This window comes from Mesobacillus sp. QJM3NY_10, assembly GCF_056173465.1.
This window is the reverse complement of record NZ_CM149675.1, coordinates 2,117,859-2,137,773: the sequence shown is the minus strand read 5'-3', so window position 1 is coordinate 2,137,773 and position 19,915 is coordinate 2,117,859. Positions and strand designations below refer to the sequence as shown.

25 protein-coding genes are annotated in these 19,915 nt (G+C 37.7%); 6 read left to right on the top strand and 19 right to left on the bottom strand.

Translation table 11 applies throughout. From position 1 onward, the window contains the following. Positions 1-77: 77 nt before the first annotated feature. Positions 78-593, bottom strand: coding sequence for a hypothetical protein (locus AC0VX7_RS10740; RefSeq protein ID WP_475427807.1), 516 nt, complete (start codon positions 591-593; stop codon positions 78-80). Between the two features lie 130 nt (positions 594-723). On the opposite strand from AC0VX7_RS10740, the gene AC0VX7_RS10735 reads away from it, so the two are divergent. Next, positions 724-1,047, top strand: a complete 324-nt coding sequence (locus AC0VX7_RS10735) for a hypothetical protein (RefSeq protein ID WP_475427806.1) — start codon at positions 724-726, stop codon at positions 1,045-1,047. Between the two features lie 451 nt (positions 1,048-1,498). Here AC0VX7_RS10735 and AC0VX7_RS10730 read toward each other — a convergent pair whose 3' ends face one another. Beyond that, complete coding sequence (locus AC0VX7_RS10730; RefSeq protein ID WP_475428134.1) at positions 1,499-2,191, bottom strand: DUF421 domain-containing protein; 693 nt, start codon at positions 2,189-2,191, stop codon at positions 1,499-1,501. Between the two features lie 249 nt (positions 2,192-2,440). Between AC0VX7_RS10730 and AC0VX7_RS10725 the strand changes: the two genes are divergently transcribed. After that, positions 2,441-3,190: a L,D-transpeptidase family protein gene (locus AC0VX7_RS10725; RefSeq protein WP_475427805.1), complete on the top strand. Its 750-nt coding sequence runs from the start codon at positions 2,441-2,443 to the stop codon at positions 3,188-3,190. A gap of 45 nt (positions 3,191-3,235) precedes the next feature. On the opposite strand, the gene AC0VX7_RS10720 is transcribed toward AC0VX7_RS10725, so the two are convergent. From AC0VX7_RS10720 to spxA, 3 genes are all read right to left on the bottom strand, one after another. After that, entirely contained in the window at positions 3,236-3,568 is a 333-nt protein-coding gene (locus AC0VX7_RS10720; protein WP_475427804.1) for an IDEAL domain-containing protein, read from the bottom strand. A gap of 70 nt (positions 3,569-3,638) precedes the next feature. Continuing rightward, positions 3,639-4,061 (bottom strand): RrF2 family transcriptional regulator, encoded by a 423-nt coding sequence (locus AC0VX7_RS10715; protein ID WP_023614566.1) that lies wholly within the window; start codon positions 4,059-4,061, stop codon positions 3,639-3,641. Positions 4,062-4,139: 78 nt separating this feature from the next. Beyond that, complete coding sequence (gene spxA / locus AC0VX7_RS10710; RefSeq protein ID WP_475427803.1) at positions 4,140-4,535, bottom strand: transcriptional regulator SpxA; 396 nt, start codon at positions 4,533-4,535, stop codon at positions 4,140-4,142. 237 nt (positions 4,536-4,772) lie between these two features. Here spxA and AC0VX7_RS10705 point away from each other — a divergent pair, with 237 nt between their 5' ends. Both AC0VX7_RS10705 and AC0VX7_RS10700 read left to right on the top strand, forming a co-directional pair. Beyond that, on the top strand, positions 4,773-5,645 hold the full coding sequence (locus AC0VX7_RS10705) for a LysM peptidoglycan-binding domain-containing protein (RefSeq protein ID WP_475427802.1): 873 nt from the start codon (positions 4,773-4,775) through the stop codon (positions 5,643-5,645). A 112-nt stretch (positions 5,646-5,757) separates the two neighbouring features. Then, the gene (locus AC0VX7_RS10700) at positions 5,758-6,402 is read left to right on the top strand and encodes a glycosyltransferase (protein ID WP_475427801.1); all 645 of its coding nucleotides are present in this window, start codon (positions 5,758-5,760) and stop codon (positions 6,400-6,402) included. A 154-nt stretch (positions 6,403-6,556) separates the two neighbouring features. On the opposite strand, the gene AC0VX7_RS10695 is transcribed toward AC0VX7_RS10700, so the two are convergent. Further along, on the bottom strand, positions 6,557-7,159 hold the full coding sequence (locus AC0VX7_RS10695) for a hypothetical protein (RefSeq protein WP_475427800.1): 603 nt from the start codon (positions 7,157-7,159) through the stop codon (positions 6,557-6,559). A gap of 339 nt (positions 7,160-7,498) precedes the next feature. Here AC0VX7_RS10695 and arr point away from each other — a divergent pair, with 339 nt between their 5' ends. Continuing rightward, on the top strand, positions 7,499-7,915 hold the full coding sequence (gene arr / locus AC0VX7_RS10690) for an NAD(+)--rifampin ADP-ribosyltransferase (protein ID WP_475427799.1): 417 nt from the start codon (positions 7,499-7,501) through the stop codon (positions 7,913-7,915). 121 nt (positions 7,916-8,036) lie between these two features. On the opposite strand, the gene AC0VX7_RS10685 is transcribed toward arr, so the two are convergent. The 4 genes from AC0VX7_RS10685 to AC0VX7_RS10670 form a co-directional block, all read right to left on the bottom strand. Then, on the bottom strand, positions 8,037-8,228 hold the full coding sequence (locus AC0VX7_RS10685; RefSeq protein ID WP_041964354.1) for a hypothetical protein: 192 nt from the start codon (positions 8,226-8,228) through the stop codon (positions 8,037-8,039). Positions 8,229-8,492: 264 nt separating this feature from the next. Continuing rightward, positions 8,493-8,954, bottom strand: a complete 462-nt coding sequence (locus tag AC0VX7_RS10680; protein ID WP_475427798.1) for a hypothetical protein — start codon at positions 8,952-8,954, stop codon at positions 8,493-8,495. A gap of 152 nt (positions 8,955-9,106) precedes the next feature. Then, entirely contained in the window at positions 9,107-9,295 is a 189-nt protein-coding gene (locus AC0VX7_RS10675; RefSeq protein ID WP_475427797.1) for a DUF4177 domain-containing protein, read from the bottom strand. A 77-nt stretch (positions 9,296-9,372) separates the two neighbouring features. Then, the gene (locus tag AC0VX7_RS10670; protein ID WP_475427796.1) at positions 9,373-9,582 is read right to left on the bottom strand and encodes a hypothetical protein; all 210 of its coding nucleotides are present in this window, start codon (positions 9,580-9,582) and stop codon (positions 9,373-9,375) included. Between the two features lie 445 nt (positions 9,583-10,027). Between AC0VX7_RS10670 and AC0VX7_RS10665 the strand changes: the two genes are divergently transcribed. Continuing rightward, positions 10,028-10,342 carry a hypothetical protein gene (locus AC0VX7_RS10665; RefSeq protein ID WP_475427795.1) on the top strand — a complete coding sequence of 105 codons (315 nt, stop codon included), beginning with the start codon at positions 10,028-10,030 and terminating at the stop codon, positions 10,340-10,342. 442 nt (positions 10,343-10,784) lie between these two features. Here AC0VX7_RS10665 and AC0VX7_RS10660 read toward each other — a convergent pair whose 3' ends face one another. The 9 genes from AC0VX7_RS10660 to AC0VX7_RS10620 form a co-directional block, all read right to left on the bottom strand. Next, positions 10,785-11,420, bottom strand: coding sequence for a LysE family translocator (locus AC0VX7_RS10660; protein WP_475427794.1), 636 nt, complete (start codon positions 11,418-11,420; stop codon positions 10,785-10,787). A 34-nt stretch (positions 11,421-11,454) separates the two neighbouring features. Next, entirely contained in the window at positions 11,455-12,693 is a 1,239-nt protein-coding gene (locus AC0VX7_RS10655) for a cysteine desulfurase-like protein (RefSeq protein WP_475428133.1), read from the bottom strand. A 916-nt stretch (positions 12,694-13,609) separates the two neighbouring features. After that, on the bottom strand, positions 13,610-16,108 hold the full coding sequence (locus AC0VX7_RS10650; RefSeq protein ID WP_475427793.1) for an ABC transporter permease: 2,499 nt from the start codon (positions 16,106-16,108) through the stop codon (positions 13,610-13,612). After that, the gene (locus AC0VX7_RS10645; RefSeq protein WP_475427792.1) at positions 16,105-16,992 is read right to left on the bottom strand and encodes an ABC transporter ATP-binding protein; all 888 of its coding nucleotides are present in this window, start codon (positions 16,990-16,992) and stop codon (positions 16,105-16,107) included. Before AC0VX7_RS10645 ends, AC0VX7_RS10650 begins: the two co-directional genes overlap by 4 nt. A gap of 196 nt (positions 16,993-17,188) precedes the next feature. After that, positions 17,189-17,572: a hypothetical protein gene (locus AC0VX7_RS10640; protein ID WP_475427791.1), complete on the bottom strand. Its 384-nt coding sequence runs from the start codon at positions 17,570-17,572 to the stop codon at positions 17,189-17,191. 147 nt (positions 17,573-17,719) lie between these two features. Continuing rightward, positions 17,720-18,016 (bottom strand): hypothetical protein, encoded by a 297-nt coding sequence (locus tag AC0VX7_RS10635; RefSeq protein WP_475427790.1) that lies wholly within the window; start codon positions 18,014-18,016, stop codon positions 17,720-17,722. 167 nt (positions 18,017-18,183) lie between these two features. Beyond that, on the bottom strand, positions 18,184-18,312 hold the full coding sequence (locus tag AC0VX7_RS10630) for a hypothetical protein (RefSeq protein WP_475427789.1): 129 nt from the start codon (positions 18,310-18,312) through the stop codon (positions 18,184-18,186). 119 nt (positions 18,313-18,431) lie between these two features. Beyond that, a complete protein-coding gene (locus AC0VX7_RS10625; protein ID WP_475427788.1) occupies positions 18,432-19,010 on the bottom strand; it encodes a hypothetical protein in 579 nt (192 codons plus the stop codon). Between the two features lie 434 nt (positions 19,011-19,444). Further along, a complete protein-coding gene (locus AC0VX7_RS10620; protein WP_475427787.1) occupies positions 19,445-19,858 on the bottom strand; it encodes an Lrp/AsnC family transcriptional regulator in 414 nt (137 codons plus the stop codon). Between the last annotated feature and the right edge of the window lie 57 nt (positions 19,859-19,915).

The following is a 19,915-nucleotide window of genomic DNA, read 5'->3' as shown; positions in this document are numbered from 1 at the left end:
GAAAAAAAGGAAAGGATTTAGGTTAAATTTGTTAAGATGGTTTCCCGAGATAGATGATTTAGTACTTATTCAATCTTTCAATCAATTGAATTAGCTATTTCAACAAAAACCTCAGGCGTCACATGATTGGATACTCTTTTATCGATGCTAAAAATGTATTGCCAGCCGTCTTGTTCAAGGACAAACAGATTGAAACCCCCAACATTTGCAAACATTGCATTGTTACCGTTCTTTAGTTTAAAGGTGTTTTCACCTTTCATTGGAATCCTGTAGTTAATAGGGCGAACATCAATTTTATAGTGACTTTCAGGCGAATTTTCATTTAAAAATTGGAGTTCTAAAGTGTCATTCACATCCCCTTCTAAGTCATTGAACCTTCCAAAATGATGTGTAAATTCTATAGGTGGAACTCTCAAAGGTAACTTTAAATCCTGATTGAAATGATGTTCAAATTGTTGCACGGCCTCTTCAACCGTTTTATAGCCTATTTCTATGTAGATTTTTTCAAATGGGCTTGGCCTGGCACTCACTGTATCGCTATGCACACCAATTATAATAATGAAAAACAGGAAACTTGCTAACCTGTGGTACATAAACATCACCCTATGTTATGTTTTGGTTAATTTCCCCCGACTCAATAGCATCTATCCTCGTAAAGGATCATTCCAGTCAAAATTACTAATTTATGGTAAAATAAATAAATTCATTATATGGAGGACATTTATGTATACATATGGAACTTTCGTTACCGATGGAGCATTTACACTTATGCGGCCAATATTCTTCACCCTGCTGAGTCTATCAATCTTGCTATTTATAATGATCCTTTCACCCAAGTTGCGCGAAAAGTTGCTGAAGGGTTTCAACGTTGTAAGTCTATCCTTCATTTTGGGGGTTATCACTGTCCAAGTCACCTATTATGATGCAATTATCGTCGATGAAATTGGACTAGGAGGAGACCCAACGACTTTCTTTCTCGCTTTGGCCATTTTAGGTTTGAGTGTGCTGAATCCGATGTTATTTTTCTGGCTGAATTCAAAAAGCTGAAACCAATATCATTCATTAGTTCAGCTTTTTTTGTGCTTTAACCGTTAATTATTCGTAATTTAACGGTTGGTACCAATATTTCTACGGTTGGCCCATAAAATTATACGGTTAGAGCAAATAATTTAACGGTTGCAGAGAATTTTTTAACGGTTAGGCCCACTTAATCCCCTTTGGTTCTCTTTTAATCCCCGTTGACCTAATTTTAATCCCGGTTGAACCCTTTTTATTCCCGGTTGCTCCAATTTTAATTCCGGTTGAACACTTTTTATTTCCGGTTGCCCCAATTATATTCCCGGTTGAACTCTTTTTATTCCCGGTTGCCCCAATTATATTCCTGGTTGAACACTTTTTATTCCCAGAAGGCCAATTCGAGTCAAAAATCTCAAGGAGTTCGAATTTAAACTACCCTACTCAAAAAAGCTGACTCAGCAAGTGCCTAACTCAGCTCATTTTAGTTCGCCTTCTTCTCATATTCCAGCACAAAAAGCGGTTCATTCTCCATCCACTCCGCAAATATCACGTCTTCAAAATGGTGGATTTTTTGCTTCTCTAATTCATTTTTCAGCCACTGCTCATCGAACCCGGCTTCTTTTAAGTTTTCGCGAACCACTTCCCCATCAAGGATCATGTTGATCGGCAAGCTTGGGTCGGCAGCTTTGATTTTCATATCGCTATTTTTAGGCGTGTCATAATCCGCTTTGGGCAGGACACTGACCATTCCATTCGTTTCGATGATCGCGTATTCTACTTCGCGAAGTGAAAAGTAGCCTTGCTGCCTAACAAGACTTTGAAGCTGATTGATATCCAGCTTTGCTTTTTTCAAGGCCTCGAATTTAATCTTACCTTTGCGGACCACTATGTTCGGCTCCCCCTCAAGCAGCTTTCGAGAACCGAGGAACTTTTGCGTAACCGTCTCTGTAACATAAACAAGCACACCCCACAAGGTAACGGCAAAGGCGATTTCACCTATCTTTACTTCATGGTCATATATTGCGTTCCCTACCAGCTCACCAAGGATGATCGCCGAAATAAAATCAAACGGCGTAATTTGAGAGAACTGCGTCTTCCCTTGCAATTTTGTCATGATAAAAAGAAATACAAATCCACTCGCCAATTCTACTGCAATTGATAAATAATGATTCAACACTCCCACTCCTTCCTTAACCATTATGGGAAGATTTACAGAAGTTGAATCGTTTTTCTTCAAAAAACCTCCATAAAACGACAAATAACTCGATTTTTTTGTCATACAGTTTATTACCATATAACGGAAAAATATGTAACTTTTATGATAAAAAATCGTTTATAAGAGTGAAAATATATTTTTGAAAATTGCATGCCCGTAGACCATTTCTGGAAGATAGGCCTGCACTTGAAATCAAGGGGGATGGGAATGAAAAAGTTGCTGGTTTCGATGATGCTTTTATTGTCGTTGCTGTTCTTTGAGGCACCTGCAGAGGCTGCTGGCGGGGACATGATTATTATCAATAAGTCTAACAATCAACTGGCTTATTACAAAAATAATAAACTGGTAAAAACGTTTAAGGTGGGTACTGGGCGCAAAGCTTCTTATACGCCCGAGGGGAAGTTCAAAGTCGTTAACAAAATCAAGAATCGCCCTTATTATAGCGGGAATATCCCAGGCGGTGACCCAAAAAACCCGCTTGGCGACAGGTGGCTAGGAATTAACGCGAGAGGAACATGGGGAACAACTTATGCCATCCACGGAAACAATAATCCTAAATCTATCGGCGGATATGTAAGTGCTGGTTGCGTGCGGATGTATGATAACGAGGTTCAGTGGCTTTATGATCAGGTAAAAGTCAATACTCCGGTTGTCATCACTACTTCCAAAAAGTCCTTTAACGCGATCGCATCCGCTAACGGATATAAGGTTACAGGCCAGGCTGCAGTTCCTGTCATCGCTGCACCAACAAGCACAGTCCTTAAAAAAGGCATGCGCGGAGCAGAAGTGAAGCAGCTGCAACAGGCCCTAACGAATAAAGGATACAGCACAAAGGGAATCGACGGAGTCTTTGGGCCAGCTACAGAAGCCGCCGTAAAGAAATTCCAAAAAGCGAAGAAGCTGAAGGTAGACGGAATCGCCGGGCCAGCCACCAAAAAGGCACTTGGAATGAAATAGCAAAAAGACGGTCCTCCATTATATAGGAAGGACCGTCTTTATTTTTTACACACCCTTGACTAGTTCCCTCATGGAATTAAGCTTTCCAGAAAGCTCTAGGAACCATTCCTCATCGCCAGTGGCTAGCGCGAGGTCAATAAGGTATTGAATTTGTTCTTTATTTTTCACCTTCGGATCAGGCAGTTTTTTGACTTCATTTGTAGAAATCGGAATGGTTTTGCCAACCATGGATTCGTCATCACTTGATGTAATCGTTGCATTAACCTTTTCATCCAGTATCGCAAGTGACTCTATATATCCGATGAATAATTCTCCATCCCGGGATTTCCCTTTGATCCAATCGCCTACTCTTAAAATACTATTATTATTGGAAAACATATAAGTCACCTCATTCATTTAATCTGTAATATTTTTCATTACATTTACCAGCTAAGAAGTCGTGGACTCCTTAGTCACAACAGTTCGTTTCTTTTACCAAGTCCACTATTTCTTTAATCGAATAATGCTTCAAATATTCTCCCAAGTGTTCTTCGGCACCGAGAAAAATAGCAAACAGGACCTTGTGCATATTCGCGCCGACGACACATTTTTCATTAGAGTCAGGACACTTTGGCTGCAGTGCACCTTCGGAGGTCAGCTTATATATATCCCAGAGGTTAACTTCATTTAAATCGAGCGCAAAAATGAAGCCGCCGCCGGTTCCTTCTTTTGACTTAATAAAACCATGCTTTTTTAACAAGCCCAGCACTTTGCGGATCCGCACGGGATGAACCCCTGCACTCTCTGAGATGGCTTCGCTTGTCGACATTCTGTCCGGCTGCAGTGCAAGCAGGGTTAAACTATGAATGGCCAGGGTAAAATCGCTGTTCATTGCCTGCCTCCTAACAAAAGTAACAATTTGTTACGCTATATATTACCTTTCATCCAGTCCAATTGAAAGCAAAAGCTACTAGTTCGCCATCCTATCCCACTCTAAGCCAGTGAATGTACGTAGCTTGCGCGGCAAGAAGCTGCGAATCTCTTCTTCATTGTAGCCAACCTGCAGCCGTTTATGGTCCTGGATAATCGGGCGGCGCAGCATTTGCGGATTTCTTCTGATGAGTTCATATAGTTGATTCAGCGGAAGAGAATCAATATCCAGATCCAGCTGCTTATAGGTTTTTGAGTTCGTCGAAATAATCTCTTCTGTTCCATCCTCGGTCAATCGAAGGATCGATTTGATTTCATCAACAGTAAGTGGCTCAGATACGATATTTCTTTCAATAAAATCAATTTGATGTTCCTGCAGCCAGGCTTTTGCTTTTCGGCAAGACGCACAACTTGATGTGATATATAAAGTAACCATTGATCAACAGCTCCTCCGTCTAACTGTAATAATAAAAATTACAGATAAACAACAATAGAATCTTTTTAGATATTAAAATAGCGATACTGTAATATTAAACCTTACAGTTAGCAATGTCAATAGTCGTTTCAAGGGCTCCCCCCTTTTTACCACCCATTTTTTCCACCATGTAAAAATAGGCTCATCCGTTCGAAACTTAGTTCAAATCATCACGTCAAACTATTTGAGGTGATAAAAATGAAGAAAACAAAACGTTTCATACAGCTCGGGTTGGGCATCTTGTTGATGATTTCATTACTTTTTTTCGCGAATGGGTTTGGTTATGCAGATGATCATTCTCTGACTGTTAAAAAAGGTGATACACTATACAGTATTTCAAAGAAACACAACCTGACTGTCCAGGAGTTGAAGGATTTCAACGGGTTAAAGAACAATACCATCTATATTGGCCAAAAACTGCTGCTCCCTGGCGTGACAGAATCGAAACCGATGTATGCAGTTGTTGGAGGTTCTTTTACAAAGAAAGACAATGCAACAAAGCAAATCGCTAATCTGAAAAAGAAAGGAATTGAAGCTACGGTCGTCACAAAAGTCATTAACGAAAAAACTTATTACCGTATCCAGGCTGGTGTCTTTTCAAGAAAGGCAAATGCGGAGAAGCAAAATGATTTATTGCGCAAAAACGGGATTAAAGATGCCTACATTGTAACAAGTAACAATCTTCATGTTCATGGCGTACACATTGGATCCACATATAGCCAGCTTCTGCACCAGTTCGGAAAGCCGGTAAAAACAGAGGACCAGTTGAATATCAGGTCGCTGTATTACAATGGTGAGGGTGCAGGAGTTCGCGTGAATTTCAATATGGAGAATGGTTCCGTATTCGGACTACAAGTCTATCCGGAATATTTAAAACTTAGCTCCCTTCCGAAAGTCAAAAGCCAGGTTATTGATGTATATGGATACCCTAATGAAGTAAAGAATGTCTCCTGTTACCAAAGCGCGACATGCGGACAATTCATCTATCAATTTAACAAGAACAAATTGATCATCCAGTTCGACCGTGATGGTAAGACTGTTCAGTATTATGATTTAAGTAAATTGCAATAGTTTTAGTGGCCGCCATTTGGCGGTCTATTTATTTTGCAGTTTTGGATAAAAGAAATGCCATGTATTAATAATAATGGAGGATGTTATTAACCTGCGAAGGAGAATGTGCAGCATGAAAAAATTATTGTTAATGGGTTTTATGTTATTATTGCCGCTGAATATGATGGCCGGAACAACTCCTGCCTACGCTAAACCGCATCACAAATGTATAACCCAATCTGAGGTAAAGTTCGAGAATGATTTCCGGAGACTTTGGGTTGACCATGTATTGTGGACAAGCAACTATATCACCAGTGCCACGACAGCAGGTGCGGAGGATCAAAAAGATGTGCTTGAGAGACTGCTGAGAAACCAGGAGGATATCGGAAACTCCATCAAACCGGTATACGGAGAGGAAGCTGGAAACAAACTTACAGACTTGCTTAAGGAGCATATCGTTATTGCCGGCGGCATTGTGGAAGCAGCCAAAAGTGGAGATAAAGCAAAGTTAGACCAGCTAAACAAAGAATGGTATAGAAATGCTGACGATATCGCCGCCTTCCTTAGCGACGCCAACCCAAATCTAAAAAACGAAGATGTAAAAAAGTTACTGTATACTCACCTGGAAATGGTAGCAGATGACCTTAATGCAAGCTTGAAAAAAGATTGGCAAGCAAGAATTGTCTCAATTGATGACGGATTGACTCATATCATCATGATGTCCGATGCCATTTCAGATGCAGTTGTAAAACAGTTCCCGGAGAAGTTTAAGAAATAGTTTGTAACAGTGTAACCAAAATTCCTGCAGTACCCTTTTATGGTGTAATTCCTATAGGAGTGCCCAAACTTACATCAGTTTGGGGACTCCATTTTTAAAGATTTATTATTTTCACATCAATAATATTAAAAATCTTATACAATATGAGCAACCTTTAGTCAAAGTGTATCGATTCACATCCTCCTGTTTTCCCTGCTTCAATTGATTTAGAGTATCCAAAACAATCTCTAAATAGTTTCCTGCCAATATACTGTTGAAAATTTTTGTTTTTAAATCTGTAATATTCGTTCCAATAGCTAATCATTCTATTATAGCTTTTGCAAAACAAAACATTATTTTGAAGGCAAAATTTCTTGATCCGTTCCGTGTCCTGTTCTTTTAAGATTTCATAAGTCATTTCTAATATTTCTACGACATATTCATCACATACTTTTACGATGTATGGAATAGCCCAATCTTCGTAATCCATCAAAAGCAATGAATTCAAGTGTTTTTGTCTTACAAAACCGTCACAACTCCGTGAATAAATGCAATACACAATCATTTTTTGTTGTTCATTTAAACTGTCTATAAATTCATCTGAATTATCAATGTTGTATATACGATAAGGAAATTTAATCAAGTTTTCACCTTGTAAATACTCAACAATTTCCTGTGATTCTCCAATAGTGACATTATTATAAACCTTTTGTGAAATGAGTTTGATTACTTTAGTTACATCTTCTCTCAAATTAAAAGGAAATCCATCGTGAAACATACAATCACATCCTAGGTTTCAACTCCAAGTTTAGTTCAACTAAACTCCCGTTTGTTTACCCTGAAATTCAATAAAAAAGGCGGTTAATCCCTCCTGGATCAACGCACCCTATTTCTAAATATCACTTTATATGTATAGAACCATGTGTTGTCCGAAAATCGGCAATAACCCAAAATGATGATGCTAAATCAAAACGTACATAATTGATAATTTCGTTCGAAATCATTCTCTCTACTTACATTATACAACTATTTATAAATTATTTATAGACTACTCTTTTAGTAATTCCAATAATATACTGGTATTCACAAATCTAAAAATTTAAGAGGTGGAATGAATATGAATGACAAAAAAGATGTCTTGGATCATGGGCCTTTTTTTCATGGTACTAAAGCCGAACTAAAAATTGGAGATTTATTAGAACCACAACACCTATCAAATTACCAAGATAAAAAATCTAACTATATATACTTCACTGCAACATTGGATGCTGCTAAATGGGGTGCTGAATTAGCAACATCTAAATCCAAAGAAAGAATTTTCATTGTAGAACCATTAGGTGATTTTGAAAATGATCCAAACCTGACTGACAAAAAATTCCCTGGCAACCCAACACGTTCTTACAGGTCTAAATCTCCTTTAAAAATAGTAGCAGAATTAAGTTCATGGGAAAGACATAGCGATGAAGAAATAAATCATATGCTTACATTTTTAAAAAAGTTACGAGAACAAGGAAAAGCAGTAATATACGATTAATCTTTACCATCTTTAAGATAATGCCTTAAGAGAACCAATTCAATTTTCCAATTGGTTATCGCTTTCGGCTTTTGTACGCAAAGATGTGCAAAAGCCGGAGCGTTAATATTGCCCTAACTCACTAGCTTATGCTTTGTTTCTTTTTACTCCTTTTTAAAATTGAATTACCGATCAAACCAATCCATAGGGATGCCAAAAACCAACTTTTATTTCTATCAAAAAATTCTCTTCCAATATTGAAAAATGCCAAAGTAACAGCTACTACACCGATAATAGATAAAGTGTAAAATAACCAACTCAACTTAAGTTTCATTTTGTACCTCCCAATAATGTAACTTAACTTCTCATTGATCCAAACGTATTTCAACGAGAAAAAGGCATCAATCCTTCTAGGATCAACGCACTTTAAGTTTAATTGTTAAAATTTGCATTGAACTCCCCAACATTAATTCCCAGACGATAGGATCCATACCAAATCCAAAACGTTATGAATAGAGTTGTGAGGATAGGATGCTATTCAGTTTTTCTTTTCAGTTCTTTTGAAAAATCAGCCATCTAATCAGTCCCTATCATGAACTTAAAATTCCCTATAATTTTTCACTTCAAATACAATTGGTTCTGTGCTTAAACTCAACTGACTTGAATCAACCGAGAAAGGTGAAGTTTGAACAAATACATCATATTTTCCTTCTTCAAGATAGATCCCATTTAATGTTTGAGAAAACTTTTCTTCTTTTTTAATAGTTGTTTTAATATCATTAAAGTCAATTTCTTCAATTACATTTCCACCTTCATAATTTCTAATTACGATTGTGATTGTAGGTTCAGAAGTAAACTCTATATCTTTTTCACCAATATATTTTAAGTAAGCACTAATTTGTATGTTTTCGTCTTCTTGGTAAAGTTTCTTATCTCCCTCTATTACTAAGCTGAATTGATCTGTTTTCTTTTCTTCTTTAACTGGCTCATTTAATGAATTGCTATTACAGCCAACCAATAATAAAAAAATACCTATAAATATAAATCCAATATTCTTCACATGTACCCCCCTTATAATCACACACATGTTATATTTTACCATAATACTATTGTTCCTTTTAAACATAGCTACTTAACTAGTTCTTACACTCTAATTCTAAAAAAAAAGCGTCAATCCTTTCTGGATCAACACCCTCATACATTCTAATTACGCTAATCCTGAATAAGTCTTTCAAAGATGATTTCATAAGACCTTGGTTTTCCGTTCCCATTGTACTCCAAGGGTAATACTTGTACTAATCTCCACCCTTCAGCTGCATATTCACTAATAGTTTCCCTATGTGTTGCTGAAGAAAAAAATCCTCCCAGGGAAGTCTCTACAAATTTATATTCGTACATCATATGTACCTCCAAATCTTATATTTTCAATTCGACTTCAACTCTTTATGCACAACTGCTTCACAGTGATCTAACAGTCCTTATTCTTTATTCATCTTTTCAACCCTCTGGCGATGATTTAAATCTATAACAATTTCTCCCACACCCATTGCAATTAATCCATTCAGCAAAGCAAATATCAGAAGTGCTATATCTCCACCACTATCTGAAAAAGAAACCATTATAATCCCTAATACACTAAAGAAAACAAAAGCCATTCCTAATAAATATAAAGCACGGCCAATAAACAATTTTTTCACCTCTTCGTAATTCTTTCTTCTCGTCGGTTCAATAAGTACAACGACGAAGGTTGTAATCCCTTCACGTCTCCATGCAACCATTTTTTAAAAAGGAAGTCACCGTTTCTTTTTGACCAATTCGATTAAATAGAAGGTCTGCGTTATTAGAAATGATAGAAGAATGACAATTATTGTTCCTAACGTTAATACCATCTCTTCTGCCGGATCGCCACCACCCATAAAGAATGAAGCAAATATAAAAAAGAAAATAAGACTTACCATTAGAGTTAAGAAAAAAACGCTAACATACTTTGACACAAAAACCCCCCAAAAGAAAACTAACTTATATTTTAAAAAAACGATGCGTACTTTTTTGGTACTAATCACTAGATAGTTATATAAATCAATGGACAGGCATATGGATTAAATGAAACTTCAACAAAAGGAGCCTATAAAATTGAAACGAATAATCGCCTTATCAGGTCTACTCTTACTCTGTATTTACTTGGTCTATAACAGTCCTCAAATATCCCAGAAATACTCTGACATAGAGTCTTTAGAGACAAATGCCAGAATTGGCACAACTGAGGACATTCTCGAAACGATCATACCTGAATTTGAATATGTTCATGAGAAAGATAAAGACAAAGAAGTGGATGGTTATATCATTGAAACACACAGGGAGTACGAGATTCATAGGGATGAAGATGGTAAGATTTTAAAACAGGTCCCCACCTCAAACTTTGAATATATCAGATATAAAAAATACTGACTACTTCTAGTGCACAACCTATTGTTGGTGAAGACAGCATCAATTCACACACTAGTTAAAAATGATGTTATACAAAATAAACGCGATTATAGTCCCTATAACAACAAAACCGCCAATTGTTGGACTTCCGAAAAAGGCTCTGTTCCAACCATCTTCAGTGGTTTTACTATGATCTTTGTTTTCCTTATTCATGAGTCTCTATCCCCCATATTATAAATACCTGTTTCACATGCCAAAACTTACGCTGGTTTACCTAGCCCAAAATTTTATATCGATTCTCTACCATTTTTGTATGGGATCAAAATATGAGAGTTTCTCTGTGCCAACATTCTTATCACCCACATTAAATTAGTAATATTTTCTATACGGTTTAGATGATAGAAAAGTTTCTAAAAAATACACAAACGAGAGCCTGGAAATATCCAGGCTCCTTTGTTCCATTTTATGAAGTGGCTTTCGTGCTCAGCAGCTGGATGCCCATTCCAATAAAAACAATGCCGGTCAAACGGTTTAAGACTGTTCCAGCTTTTGCATTTTTCCTTAGCCTTGTTGTTGCCATCGAGGAAAAATAGGCCGTAAGCAGGCACCAGATCCCCCCGGTCAACGTGAAGGTCATTCCCAGGATGATGAATGGTATAGGACTTGCAGCTCCTGCATCGGCCTGAATGAATTGAGGGAGAAATGCCAGGAAAAACAAAGCCACCTTCGGATTTGTTACATTCGTGATCATGCCTTGAAAAAAGATCTTTTTATTGCTCTGGATTGGCAGGGATTTCTGTTCATTTGTCTTGCTCTTTGCCATTAACATTTGAATCCCCAGATAAGCCAGATATATCGCCCCAGCAATTTTAACGGTTTGAAATAAAAATGCTGATTGCGTCAATATGACAGATAACCCAAAAGCTGCAAGAAGTGTATGAACAACAATTCCAGAAGTAATTCCAAACGCTGAGAAAATCCCGGCTTCCCTGCCTTGCGATATACTTCTGCTCACGATGTACATCGTATCCGTACCAGGCGTTAGATTAAGCAGGATCGCTGTTACCAGAAACACTTCGAAATTATTAATTCCAAACATAAACCATCTTCCCCTACCGTAAAATAACCTTCAATTAAACAACATTCTGCTGATGCTGCTCGATGAAAGCTGCTAACGCTTCTTTGAATTGCTGGATTTCTTCCATCGTATTGTATGGTGCCAGGCCGATTCGAACCCAACCGCCTGTTGGATAGACATCGAGAACCTCAGCCATCGTCGAAGCGTAGAAATCCCCATCTGCGACACACATATTGTAATTTTCCGCAAGCCATGCCGTGACATCACGGGAATGATGACCTTCTATTGTAAAAGCAAAGGTTGGGGTTCTGCGCCCCGAAGCTGCACGAAATAGCTTCACTTCCGGAAGGCTCCTCAAAAAGCTTTCCACTTCTGCTGCAAGTTCATTTTCATATTCATCGATTGCATGCATCCCAGACAACAACCGATCCCTTCTCGTTTCTCCATAACCCAATTCCTCAATGAATTGGATTGCTCCCATAACCCCGGCGATGCCTTCATGATTTTGAGTTCCGGTTTCGAGCTTGTAAGGAATCTCAACAGGTGCAGGCTTAAGCTTGTAGACAGGAAGTTTTTCAAATAAACTCTCCCTCACAACAGCGATGCCAACATGCGGCCCGAAAAACTTATAAGCAGAACACAGGAGAATGTCACACCCTAGTTCCTGAACATTTATCGATAAGTGCGGGACTCCATGGACTGCATCGACAACTGTTAGCGCTCCGACTTCTCTGGCCCTTTTTATTATTGGTTCTAAATCCGTCACAGTTCCAGTTACATTAGATGACATACCAGCTGCCACCAGCTTTGTTTTCTCCGTGATAATCTCTTCCAAACCATCTAAATTCAAAGTGAAAGTATCTGGATCCAGTTTCATGAACTTTACTGTGGCACCACGGTCCCTGACAAGGGTAATCCATGGATCAACATTGGCACGGTGGTCCAGCTCTGTGACTACGATTTCGTCTCCCTCATTGATAAAACCGGCTAAACTCCGTGCAATTGCAAAGGCATGGGTGGTCATATTGGCACCAAACGCCACCTCATTCGGCTGACAGCCGAGCAAATCAGCGACAGCCTCCCTGGCCTCGTCCAACAATGCATCCGTGTCAGCGCTAGTATTAAACGTCCCGTGAAGATTAGCCATCCCATTCCTTATGTACCGATACATCGACTCCAACGCAAAATCCACCATCTGCGTACCGCCAGGACCATCAAAGTAAATCACCTGTCGTCCATCATCCTTACGACTCAAAGCAGGAAATCTCTCCCTCACCTGTTCAATAGGAAACATACTAGCCAACCCGCACCACTCCTTAATGAAAGATACTCTAATTATTTCATAATTTTCTAAAAATTGCAGTCGTAAAATTTCGACAAACGAAAGAGCCGAATCGTAAATTGGCCATTTAAAAAGCAAAAAACTCGCCTCAAATTGGACAAGCTTAATTTACTATTTGATTGGGAATTTCTTAAACTATTTACTGGTTTCATTTAAGAGCATCTTTTCACAAGTACCTTATTTTCGTGATTATGTGTGATAATGGCATCCGAGTTCCCAACAGATTGTTTCGTACTTATGGTCGTTTAATTATAGACATCCATATCTTCAACCCTATCTTGCAGAGAAAGTAGATTATAAAGAAGTTCACTAAAAGCGCCAAAAGGTTGACATCGATCCCGCCATATCCCCTTCCAGCATGAAAAGACAAAGACTGTAAAGGTACACCGTAGTATTTACCAGAACCAACGTGACCAACAGCAGGAACAAATGTAAGGATTATTGTTAGAACTAGTGATGTGATTTGCAACTTGTTGATTGTCCTCAATTTTTCATTGTCCATTAAACCACCCCATTTATACTATATTCTTCACCACTCTTCTTTACTTCCATATAGAAAGGCGAATATTGTTGTTCAACATTCGCACCCTTATGTTGAATAAGGAATTCAACAAAAAGGTGTTGAATCCTTCTTCCTGGATCCATGCCCCCGTTTGTTTCAATAAGCGATTCTTATTCATGGCTCCATTCAGCCATAAGTGAGCGGTCCAACTTAAACTAGCAACATGATCTGATAACATAAGGGAAGAATTTCCCCTTATTTCTTTGATGGTCACGACTTCCTATCTTTCAAAAAAGTCAATCTTCAACTATCCTGCTTTATGTTAAACAAGATCACTGAACGTTTGTTTGTCAAAAAATTGTATAGTTAAATCCTACGCTTTAATAAAAGTGTTGAAATGAATACAAGAAATAAAATCGATGCAACTAAAACCAAAAAGCCTGTATAAACATTCAATGCGGGATTGTCGAGCAAAGTAGAAGCTTCCCCGTTGACAATCCTGTTTATGTCCAAGTACGTGAAAGGTGATAGATGTGCAGCATCGGCAAGGTAATGTTTACTTGCCATAAATCCCCCGATTACGATGAATACTGTAGACACAAAAACAACGAATTGACTTTTGATAAAGATAGATAAGAATTGGCTTAGTATAAGAATAAAGAGCAATACCACCAAGAATAAAGATATAATTTGCATGAGGTACAATCCTAAGGGAATGAATTGAAATCCATAATAAATGGATTTCATGCCTTTATAGTCGGCTGTACTAGACTCACTCAATCCATCATAATGAAGGATAGGGTAATTCCAATCACCAAACCGGTCAAACACTGTCCCAATTAGGATGACAGTTCCGAATAAAATTAAGCATGTGATAATTGATACAATAGCTGAATGAAGGATTTTCCCATAAAAAATCGATTGTTCTGAAACTGGCTGTGTCCGCAAAAAGGAGATTGTCGGGCGTTTCCCCCTCTCATAAGCCAGCCCTCCACCCACTAAAAACAACAGGAAAACTAGCGGCAGGAAATGGGCGTTTTGCTGGAAGAATAAATAAAGAGAAAATAGCCCATTATCATCTATTCTTTCATTGTTTACTATCCATTCCCTTGACAGTTTTTTCGTATTAGTATGGATATTTAAGAGAAGTCCTCCGGATGAAAGAGGACGTATCTTATGCTTTAAAAGCCACTGCTTTTCTGCGATGCTGGCATCCATTGTAAATTGTCCAATATCATCAACGACACTGGAGGATGAATCAAATTCCCCGTTTATTAAACGATTATCAAACAATTGATATTCAATTAAATGAATATAATTCCCTTTCTTATAGTCAGCTATTGCCAGACTGATAAGGTCCGCTAATTCTCTATGAGCGTTTAAGGCAATTTCTTGTTCGTTTAGTTGCTCCATTAAATAAGAGGTTTCCTCTTCCTTCTCCAAGGCTGTCTGCAGGTCATTCTTTATATCATTTAAGAATTGTTCTTGGACCGGAATATGAACTTCAATCAAGCCGATTCTGGCCCTCTCCAAATTAGCTAAGAATTCCTGCTCCTTTTCTTTTGCTTCTTGAGAAATAAAAGCATAGCCGAAAGCGATAAAAATAATCGAAATCGCTAAAACAAACCGATAATTCCCTTTCCTTATCAATTTCCTCCATTCAAAAACGACGATCTTCCATAAAGAGTTCCTTCTAGCACTTGTCGCTCCCTTTCGAAAGGGCTTCTTGATTATCCTGGAATCTAAAAGGCTATATTCTCGTTCAGGCAGATAGACGGAAAGGAAAATCAAAAACAAACTCCAAACAAATGCGCTAATGACATATAGACCGTCTTTAGAATCAGGCACCGCATTCAATAACGGTTCTAAATGAAGCAAGTAAAAGGGATTGAGCGGATTCCCTAAAATTCCTGCCATGCTCGTCAACAAATATCCAGCAAATAAAATGGAAAACGTAATGACCAGGGAATTAAAGGTGTTTTGCATTCGGGTGCCAATGAATAAGGCCAAACTGAATGAAAATATCAACGCACCTATGAATAAAGCAATACTTTTTAAAATATATATGACGGTTGAAACAATTTCGACTTCTGCTCCATTAAATACAACTTGCGGATATTCCAATCGCAACGGCTGTTCTCCAAATGCCATTGGAATCAACAAACCAAGACAGATGACGAATAAAATATAGACCAGTGACACTAGCAAGATACTTACATACTTCGAAGTTAGCAGATCCCTCTGTGTAATCGGTTGTGTTCTTAACATTAAGATTGTCTTTTGGTCCTTCTCCTGTGTCAATGTGGTCCCAAAGAAAAATAGCAGGATCACCAGCCCGGCAAGCCCGATAAACAGGCTGCTTAACTGCTTTAATATCAGGTGGGGAGAAGTCGGATGTTCTTCATTTTCATATGGAAGGTTGTTGTCGCGCATATAGTCGTTTTTCTTCACAGCTATTACTTTTTCCATGCCTTGCAAAGGAGGAAATACTCCTCCAGCCGTTTCAAATCGGCCCAAACTGTCAAGGAATTCTCCTTGCAGTTGAGGAATCTCGTCCCACTTTTTGCGCTCAACAGCGATTTGCCAATTATACAAGGCGTATCTTGCTTCCACGATATATTCTTGCTGCAGCAATCTAGGTTCATCAAGGAGATCTTCATTTCGTTTTCCTTCTAGGTCTGTCTGGATCTGTTCAGCCGCATTTTCGTACTCTACAATTTCTTCCTTTAACTTGATAACCCATTCATTCTGCTGGGAAGCATTGAAATGAAAAAGGTATGCCGTGCTGATAAGAATGATCAGGAAAAGCCACCATATCTTTTTTTGTTTCCAAATTTTCTTCAGTTCAAAGGTTAAAAGATTCATAAGATCTCTTCCTTTTTTCCAAAAATCATCTGATACCGTTCCTCGGAACCGATGGCTTTTTTCTCGATGTTCAATACCTGCACCCCATGGGTGCTTAACTGTTTGAACAACTGACTTAAAGAAGCATCTCCCAAACTTACAATCAGTTGATTTTCTTTTCCATGTTCAACTTCTATACCTGCGGCACTCAATACCCCGATCACTTTTTCTGGCTGCTGGACTGTAAGCTCATAGGCAACTTTTTCATGGAGAGATAAATCTTCCTCAATGAGCTGGCCATTTTTTAAAAAGAGAATATGGGATGTCACTCTATCAATCTCGGACAGATTATGGGAGGAAAGTATAATGGCTGTACCTTCCCTATTCAACTCCAGCAGCAAATTCCTTACCCGGATGGCACTTGTTGGATCAAGTCCGTTTAAAGGCTCGTCCAGAATCAAAAGCCTTGGCTCGTTGACAATTGCCATGGTAAGCAAAAGATGCTGCTTCATCCCTAAAGAATACTTGCCAACTTTTTTATGCAAATAGCTTTCCATTCCAACCCGTTCAGCTGCAGATAGGATTTGTTCTTTTGAAATGCCCTGGACATCTCCGATAAATTGAAGATGGTCATAGCCTGTCAAATAATCATAGAGAACAGAGTTATCCTGCATAAAAGAAACATCACGGAAAATTTCTGGATCCTTATTGGTACGATTTAAAATCTTTACCTGCCCATGGTCCGGGCTGATTAAGTTGGTGACGATTCCAAGAAGGGTGGACTTCCCCGATCCATTCGGTCCAACTAACGCAACGATTTCAGGCTGATGAATCCGGATGCTCACTCCATGTAACACTTTTTCTTTTCCATATGATTTATGTATGCCCTCAACAGATAAAATCATGTTTGTCCCCCCTAAGTAATTTTCTTCTCTCTTTCAAATATAGCCCCCATTTCCAGGTGTACTTGTATCTAAATCAAATACTTCTTTTTCACCATTCCTGCTCTGTTTGTTCAATAAGGAATTCAACAAAAGGCGGTTAATCCTCCCCTGGATTAACGCACACGCACCCTATAGTTCATTAAAAAACCTCTCAAGATTATTTAAAATTACCTGGGATTTTAACGAGAACATAATTCCCTGTCCATATTTGAGTGGTAACAATTAATCTCCTTCCGTCTTTTTCAAAGAACAGACCAGCACCATCTTTTTCTTTAAATCCCCATCCATTTGAACCAATCATTTGTTTTATATTTTCATCAGCAATCGATATACCCTTGTTCTCACTACTTGTGATATACCAAATAGAATCGCCTTCTACTGCAATTTCTGCTATTTTACTTTCCGATTCTTTTAGTTTTTCAATTGCTTCTTTTGCTGATAAATTCTCTATTGGAAGAGAGGGATAGAATAATTTATTTACAAATATGAACACAGCTATAATAACTATTGCTATACCTAGTATAAATCCAACCTTTTTCATCTAATTATCCCCTTATTAGGTTCAAACCAAGGTATTTTTAGATCCGTTCTTCTACTAAACTGTCCCTTTACTTCAATAAGCATATGGTTATCGCAACTCACAAAGCATTTTTACACCCTCTGAAAATTAATCTCCTATCAAATCATCTTAATATTCTTTTGGATTAGTAATATTGTTTTCAATTAAAAATCTAGCCTGATGTTTAAACATGTCTACATAAGAATGTCTATCCATACTTAAATCTTCCAAATCATCCACATCTCCTTGGACTTGTACAGTATCTGTTTTCAGGTCAACATAGACGGTCATATAAGTTTTTTCTTTGTATGTAACAATACCGATTGCTTGTCGTTTCTCTAAATCTATATGAGAAAACCTGTGTTGTACTCCTGTTGATTTAAAAAGCGTATATCCAACATTAGATTTTTCAGCTTTATTATCCATTATTCACCTCGGACTTTATAAATCACCTAATTCATTATCCGTTTACTGATGCTATCCTGCCCCCATAATTGCATAAGGAGTTCAACAAAAAATGCGTTAATCCTTCTTGGATCAACACATCCAACTATTTTACCAGTTCTGCTTTTTTTAGCCTCATGCGTTATTGGTTATTCACCTTTTGAACTTTGGAAAAGACTATCAATTACTCTAAATGTTACTACCACAACTGTAATAAATCCAATGACTGCAAAAACGCCTATTGTGCCTTGTATAAACATTTCATTTCCTATTTCCATTATTTTCATTCCCCCTTTATCCATAACTTTGTTAAGTTAAAACAAATAACTTTGTTAAGTTAAAACACAATGAATCTATCATTTATTAAATCTCAGTTTTGCGTGTGGAACAGGTAAGTTTAGCCCCCTTGTCTATCGATAACTTCTCCACTTTCAGAGAGTCCTCTGACGATAGGCTCTCGTCCGGTACGAAAATAATATCGTTTTCCTTCATGCTCAATGATTTCAGTCTCTTCAAATGACTCCTCAAAATGTCCTTTTGTTTCGACTTTTATAATTTCAGGATTGTGAACTTCCCCGAACACCACGTAAAGATCATGAAGTGCATTGCCTTGTCTATCAAAGTCATGAAAAGGTTCAATATAAAGCGTCATATTATCGTTATCGTAATGAGACCATCCATGACCGCCTCTACTCTCCCAGCCATTTTCGTCACTGCCTGTAAAGAATGCTACGGCAAGAGCTTCCCAATCTGCTGAAGGAAAGTCTTTTTTATCAGGGTCGGTCGTGTACAAAACAACTGTAATTCCACCCTGTTCTTCTGTATGGATAATATTATTCACTTCATACGGAATTCCTTTTTGAATCGCCTCTTGAAAATCATCGTATTTTCCGAATTCAAACTCAGATGTATAAAACCAAAAAATAATGCCTAAGGCTGCCAAAAGACTTATGGCTATGATCCTCGTTTTTTTCATATTCCCCTCCGTATTGAATTTCCATGGATATCCTTACTCTTTTTCATATCAAATTAATCCGCTTAGTCAGTAAAGATCAACCCTCTATTTATTCATTCCGATAAAGAATTATAGCTCTAATAAAAAAGACGACACTTATTAAAAAAAGGAAGATATAATTATTCCCTTGTAGAAGGGTATTCATTGTAAGAACATCTAATAGCGATACTACAACCAATGAAATCCCTATAAATATAAATGTCTTTACCTTTGCTGACGCCTTCATGTAGTCCTCCATTCGTTGTCATCAGTTGTTTTCTTCAAGTTAAATCCAGCTTGAATTCTTCTAACAAATTATACCAAATACTTCAACTTCATTGTTATAATTGTTCAAATATTTTCTACTAATTTCCCTCCAACTAAAAAAGTGCTTTGAGACTAGGTCTCCAGCACTTTTAATACTTATTTATAACAATTGATAATTTATAACTCACATAATTGCTCAAGTTAGTTAAAAATTCATCTAATAATTCATTGGAGGGAAATCTGCATTCCAAAAGGTAACAACTTTCTCCACTGACTTTATAGTTGTTCATAACGAATGCATTTTGTTTCTTCAAGAATGAAAGATATGGTTGGTGATTCGTCGTTTTCGTAAAAATATGAATGATTGCGTGAACTGCATACCCCATTTTCATATGATTCACATTAATGGTGTATTCTTCAATAATCCCTTGTTCTTCAAGCTTCGCCACTCTGGCTGATGCAGCCTGGCCAGTCAAATGTACTTTCTCGCCTAATTCCTTCATTGTAATCCGGCTGTTTTTGGTGAGTTCATCTATAATTTGCAAATCTGTGGAGTCCAGCATTTTATCAAATCCTTTCAATATTCAAGTGAAACGGCTAAAAGACTTGAATTAAACTAT